Consider the following 5,600-nt stretch of genomic DNA (forward strand, 5'->3'; position numbering starts at 1 on the left):
AATCGGGCGTGGCGCAGGTAACCTATCGCCTCGATAGTGCTATTGAAGCCGTCTATTCCGAACCATTTATGGTGACAAAGGAGGGAATGCACCACTTTACCTACACCGCATTCGACAACGTGGATAACCTCAACATAGGTAAAGGATCGTTTTTTGTTGATGCCACTGGACCTGTGGTTTCAATGATATTTGGGGTTAATCCAGTTTCAACCGACTCCGCTGGAACAAAGGTATATCCTTCCAACCTAATTGTTTTTCTTGGCGCAACCGACCAAATTGCGGGTGTTTCAAAGATTTTCTATAGCCTTAATGGAGAAAAGGATCATCCCTACATTCTGCCTATTTCCAACTTCAAATCTGGAAAGACCTACACCCTTAAGGTTAAAGCCTTCGATGCTTTAGGAAACATCTCGGAGCAGGAGATCTCTTTTGCGGTTGGGGAGTAGATGGAAGACCGGAGTCAGAAGCCCGAAGACGGAAGTTGTGAAGCTGCTACTATTTTCTAAAATTCTAGCATCCTAAAGTGCTAACCACCTTCTGGCACCCCAGCGGGGTGCAATGTTTGTAGAAATGGCTGGATGTAATGAGCAGGCGGTGCACCAACAATTGCTGTTCAACGCACAAAAACAACCCTGCACCGCAATCACCCCAAGGTGGCAAAAGAGAATGGAAACCGCAGTGGCGCGCCTTAACTCCCCTGTGCTACACTTTGGAAACACCGTGAAACTCTGTGTAGCTAGAAATTAGAACCGATCCGGCAGTTGCCGGAGAGTTCGGCGTAGCCGAATTAAATCTCCCTACCTCATCACCCTATTTCGCTATCAACCTAACCCGCTAACGACCGTAAGCCTGAACAGGTTGATAATCTGAATAAAATTGGTATCTTCGCGGTTCAATTTTAAGTAGATGCTGCCATGGCAGAAATAGGACGATATAACAAGTTACGCATTGAGCGGGAAGTGGAATTTGGGGTTTACCTCGACGGGGATAATCTTGGCGAAATTTTGATGCCGCTCCGCTACCTACCTGAGGCTTATAGTCTAGACGATGAGGTTGATGTTTTTATCTCCCTCGACTCGGAGGACAGGCTGGTTGCCACCACCGAAAAACCTTTGGCAATGGTGGGTGAGTTTGCCTACCTCGAAGTTATTGCGGTTACCAAGTTTGGTGCATTTCTCGACTGGGGAATGCCCAAAGATCTATTTGTTCCTTTCCGGGAGCAGCGGCTTTCCATGGAAAAAGGCAAGCGCTACGTTGTTCGCCTTTATGTCGATTCCGAAACCGACCGTATTGTAGCCACCGCTAAGTTTGAACGTTTTCTCGATAACCTTGTGCCGGAGTATGAGTTTGGTGCCGAGGTAGATCTGCTAATTTATAGTGAGACCAGCTTGGGTTACAACGCCATTGTTGACAATACCTTTACCGGAGTTGTATACCGTAACGAGGTGTTCAAACCGCTCAATAAGGGTGAGCGCATGAAAGGCTTCATTAAGAAGGTGCGCGACGATTACAAAATAGACCTAATGCTCACCAAGCCTGGCTACCGAAAGGTGGACGAGATGTCGGAAATAGTGCTCAATGCGCTAAAGAAGTATAACGGCTACCTCGCCCTTAACGACAATACCAATCCAGACCTGATTTACAAGCTGCTTGGCATGAGTAAGAAGAGCTTTAAAAAGGCAATAGGACTGCTTTACAAGGATAAAATAATCTCCATTAACGACGATGGCATTCGGCTGTTGGAGAAGTAGATATATACGATATTCGTAAAACAAAAAAGGCGGCCTTTATGGTCGCCTTTTTTTAGGCAGTGGGAATTATTTCTTTCGGTACATCTTTTCCCTTAGCTCCTTTATCGACTCATCGGTGATGTAGTCGTCGTAATCCATCTTTTTGTCAATGGTGCCGTGGGGAGTAAGCTCAATAATTCGGTTACAAACGGTTTGGATAAACTCGTGGTCGTGCGACGACATGAGCACAATTCCGGGAAATTTCTGCAACCCGTTGTTAAATGCCTGAATCGACTCCAAATCGAGGTGGTTTGTTGGGGTGTCGAGGATCATCAGGTTGGCGTCCTTGAGCATCATGCGGGCAATCATACATCGCACCTTTTCGCCTCCCGAAAGCACTGATGCCTTCTTGTAAACCTCCTCACCGGAGAAGAGCATCCGCCCAAGAAAACCACGAAGGTAAAAATCTGTGGTATCGTCCGAGTATTGGGCTAGCCAGTCGATGAGCGAACGGTCTGTTTCAAAAAAGCTGGAGTTGTCGATTGGTAGATACGCCTTGGTAATGGTAACGCCCCACTCAAAGGTTCCGCTATCCGCCTTCATTTTCTTGTTAAGAATCTCAAAAAGGGCAGTCATGGCTCTAGGGTCATGCGACAGGAATACCACCTTTTCGTCCTTCTCTATGGTGAAGTTTACCTTGTCGAACACCAACTCACCCTCAATTCGTTTGCTGAGGTTGGTAACCTCCAAAATTCGGTTGCCAGGCTCGCGGTCGGGTTTGAAAATAATGCCCGGGTACTTACGGCTCGATGGCTTTATCTCCTCAATGTTAAGTTTTTCAATCATTTTCTTGCGGCTGGTGGTCTGCTTGCTCTTGGCCACGTTGGCGCTAAAGCGGGCAATAAATTCCAACAGCTCCTTTTTCTTCTCCTCGGCCTTCTTGTTCTGGTTCTGCTGCTGACGAAGTGCCAGCTGGCTACTCTCATACCAGAAGCTGTAGTTACCCGAAAACATCTCAATACGGCTGAAATCGATATCCACCGTGTGGGTACAGATGGAGTCGAGGAAGTGACGGTCGTGCGATACCACCAGTACCGTATTTTCGAAGTTGGAGAGGTAGTTCTCGAGCCAGCTTACTGTATCGAGGTCGAGGTCGTTGGTAGGCTCATCGAGCAGTAGGTTGTCGGGCTTGCCAAAGAGTGCCTGTGCCAGCAGCACGCGCACCTTCTCCTTACCGCTAAGGTCTTGCATTAGCTTCTGGTGTAAACTTTCCTTAACACCTAAACCGCTGAGGAGGTTAGCCGCATTGCTTTCGGCATTCCATCCGTCCATCTCTGCGAAGTGGGTTTCGAGCTCACCAACCCGTAGGCCATCGGCATCGTTAAAGTCGGGCTTGGCGTATAGCGCATCCTTCTCCTGCATTATACTCCAGAGCGAAGAGTGGCCCATGAGCACGGTGTTTAGCACCGTATATTCGTCGAATTCAAAGTGGTCCTGCTTGAGCACCGAGAGCCGTTCACCCTTACCAAAGCTAATGGTGCCGTTGGTTGGATCTTGGTCGCCGGTTAAAATTTTAAGAAATGTCGATTTTCCGGCACCATTGGCACCGATTATACCATAGCAATTGCCTGCTGTAAACTTCAGATTGACATCTTGGAAAAGAATCCGTTTGCCAAACTGGAGTCCCACGTTAGAGACTGTTATCATTAATTGGAATTAGTTTGATGTTGTTGCCTATTTACGGGCGGCAAAAGTAGGCATTTTATTTTTAATCGAGGTAGTTTTCACCATTCTTCTCCGATATAACCTCTTGGTAGCGAATACCCACGTAATAAAATCGGAATGCGGAGAGAAACAGGGGAATACCCATGGTGAGGTAGCCGTAGGAAAGATACTCGGGCGAAATAATACCCGACAGGCGCAGGGTAATCCCCAACGAGATCATTACCACCATTAAAAGGTAACTTCTAACGCTGAAGAAGGCAAACATGCAGGGCCGCTCAGTATCCATGGTTAAAATGCGGGTGGTATGCTTCTGCGATATGGTTGAAAATAGAACCCAGTAAAAGAGTAGGCCACCAACGAGACACGACAGCTCTTTTATCCAGAGGTGTGCAGGGTAGTGCATAAGCATAATGCCACCCCTAACCAGCAACATGCCGCCTGCAAACGTCCACACTCCTGCTGCCACAAATAGAAGGTCACGCTTGGGTATGCTCAGCTTAAACTTCTCCTTCTCCTTAGCATCCATCAACTCTAGGTTAGCAGTTTTACTTACTACTTAGCTTGCTCGTGCTCATTTTTCCCCCGGGCCAGCGAAGCCCAAATTCCGAGAACACAAAGCGCCACAAATATAGCAAACGTTACCCTTGCCGAATGCATGAATTGAGGGTGATTTGAGGTAACAATTTTAGCGTCGCCCATAAATATGTTGATGATGAGGGTAGCAATGCCCATGCTCATCATTTGGCCCGTAAGGCGCATGGTTCCAACAGTGGCCGATGCAATGCCCAGATACTTCTTCTCCACCGAGCTCATTATGGCGTTGGTGTTGGGCGACGAAAACAGCCCAAAGCCAAAACCGAGAATGGCCAAGCTGACAATGAGGTAGGAGGTGGTGGTGGCTTCGTTGAGGGGGATGAGCATCACCAGCCCAACGGCAATTATGGCCATGCCGCCCGAGGCCAGCCAGCCGGAGTCGTACTTGTCGGAGAGGCGACCGGAAAAGGAGGCCACCAGCGCCATCATCACGGGTTGAGTAACCAGCAAAATGCCTGCATCGCGTGGCGATAACCCCTTTATGTATTCTAGATATAGGCTCAGCAAAAAGGTGATGGCAAAGGTGGTGGCGTAGTTTATGAGCGCAGCAAGGTTGGAGAGGGCAAAGTGGCGGTTGTGGGCAAACAGCTGCATGTTGAGCACCGGATAGGTAGCCTTAAGCTCTACCCAAACAAAAAGAATCACGCCAATGGCACCACCAACCGTTAGTACAATGGCCGTGGGGTCGGGCAGCTGCGAAAAGCCATACATAAAGGCACTCATGGCCACTAGGTAGAGCAATGAGCCACGGTAGTCGAACTGTTCGTTTTGAGCCTCCTTCCAATCGGTTTTTATGCCCAAGAAGGCGATAATGGCTGCGACGATGCCAATGGGAGCTGTCACGTAGAACAAGCTCTGCCAACCAAACCAACCGATGAGGAAACCACCAACCACCGGTGAGGCCGAAAGCCCAACGTAAACGGCAGTAACGCTTAGCCCAATGGCTTTTCCCCGCTCCTTGGGAGGGTATACCGAGGTAATCAGCGCCATGCTGGTGGCAAACATCATGGCGCTGCCAAAACCCTGAATCACCCGCATTGCAATGAGCACCTCACCCGACCAGGAGAGGGCGCACAGGATGGACGATACCCCCACAATAAGGTTTCCCCAGATAAACACCTTTTTTCGGCCCAGGATGTCCGACAGCTTACCCATGGGAACCATAAACACCGCCGTTGCAAGCAAAAACGACATGGCCACCCAGCTCATGGAGATGGCATTTAACGAAAATTGGGTGCTGATTACCGGAAGGGCAAGGTTTACCGCCGTACCCATAAAGGGTGTAATAACGGAGGTTACCATTACCAGAATGAGCACCAGCGTTTTGTTAACCGGTGAATGGGCTGCGCTTTCCATGCTGTAGACGTTTGATTGCACGGCATGAATGTAAGAAAAAATGGGAAGAGGAAAATTGTCTTGTCCTAAAATAGGTTTACACTAAAAAAGTGTAAAATGGTAGAAAAAAGTAAAGCTATTTCAGGATTAAAAAGGGGTAATTATTTTACCGATTCGGAACGTCACAAAATTATTCAAGAAATGATTTCAAGCAAG

General features: G+C 48.2%; 5 protein-coding genes. 2 read left to right on the forward strand and 3 right to left on the reverse strand.

The annotated features are described in order from the left end of the window. Both VMW01_07445 and VMW01_07450 read left to right on the forward strand, forming a co-directional pair. Positions 1–446 (forward strand): hypothetical protein (locus tag VMW01_07445; GenBank protein ID HUW06079.1); only part of this gene is annotated, 446 nt, incomplete at its 5' end. Positions 447–914: 468 nt separating this feature from the next. After that, positions 915–1,751: a S1-like domain-containing RNA-binding protein gene (locus VMW01_07450; protein HUW06080.1), complete on the forward strand. Its 837-nt coding sequence runs from the start codon at positions 915–917 to the stop codon at positions 1,749–1,751. A gap of 66 nt (positions 1,752–1,817) precedes the next feature. Here the strand turns inward: VMW01_07450 and VMW01_07455 are convergent, their stop codons facing one another. From VMW01_07455 to VMW01_07465, 3 genes are all read right to left on the reverse strand, one after another. After that, entirely contained in the window at positions 1,818–3,437 is a 1,620-nt protein-coding gene (locus VMW01_07455; GenBank protein HUW06081.1) for an ATP-binding cassette domain-containing protein, read from the reverse strand. 61 nt (positions 3,438–3,498) lie between these two features. Next, a complete protein-coding gene (locus tag VMW01_07460) occupies positions 3,499–3,981 on the reverse strand; it encodes a hypothetical protein (GenBank protein ID HUW06082.1) in 483 nt (160 codons plus the stop codon). A 26-nt stretch (positions 3,982–4,007) separates the two neighbouring features. Beyond that, a complete protein-coding gene (locus VMW01_07465) occupies positions 4,008–5,405 on the reverse strand; it encodes an MFS transporter (GenBank protein ID HUW06083.1) in 1,398 nt (465 codons plus the stop codon). Positions 5,406–5,600: the final 195 nt, after the last annotated feature.

The organism is Williamwhitmania sp., assembly GCA_035529935.1.
Lineage (GTDB): Bacteria > Bacteroidota > Bacteroidia > Bacteroidales > Williamwhitmaniaceae > Williamwhitmania.

Bases quoted from the DNA above. Each gene is read 5' to 3' on its own strand.
- VMW01_07450 (HUW06080.1), top strand. From the start codon at position 915: ATGGCAGAAATAGGACGATATAACAAGTTACGCATTGAGCGGGAAGTG.
- VMW01_07455 (HUW06081.1), bottom strand. From the start codon at position 3,437: ATGATAACAGTCTCTAACGTGGGACTCCAGTTTGGCAAACGGATTCTT.
- VMW01_07460 (HUW06082.1), bottom strand. From the start codon at position 3,981: ATGGATGCTAAGGAGAAGGAGAAGTTTAAGCTGAGCATACCCAAGCGT.
- VMW01_07465 (HUW06083.1), bottom strand. From the start codon at position 5,405: ATGGAAAGCGCAGCCCATTCACCGGTTAACAAAACGCTGGTGCTCATT.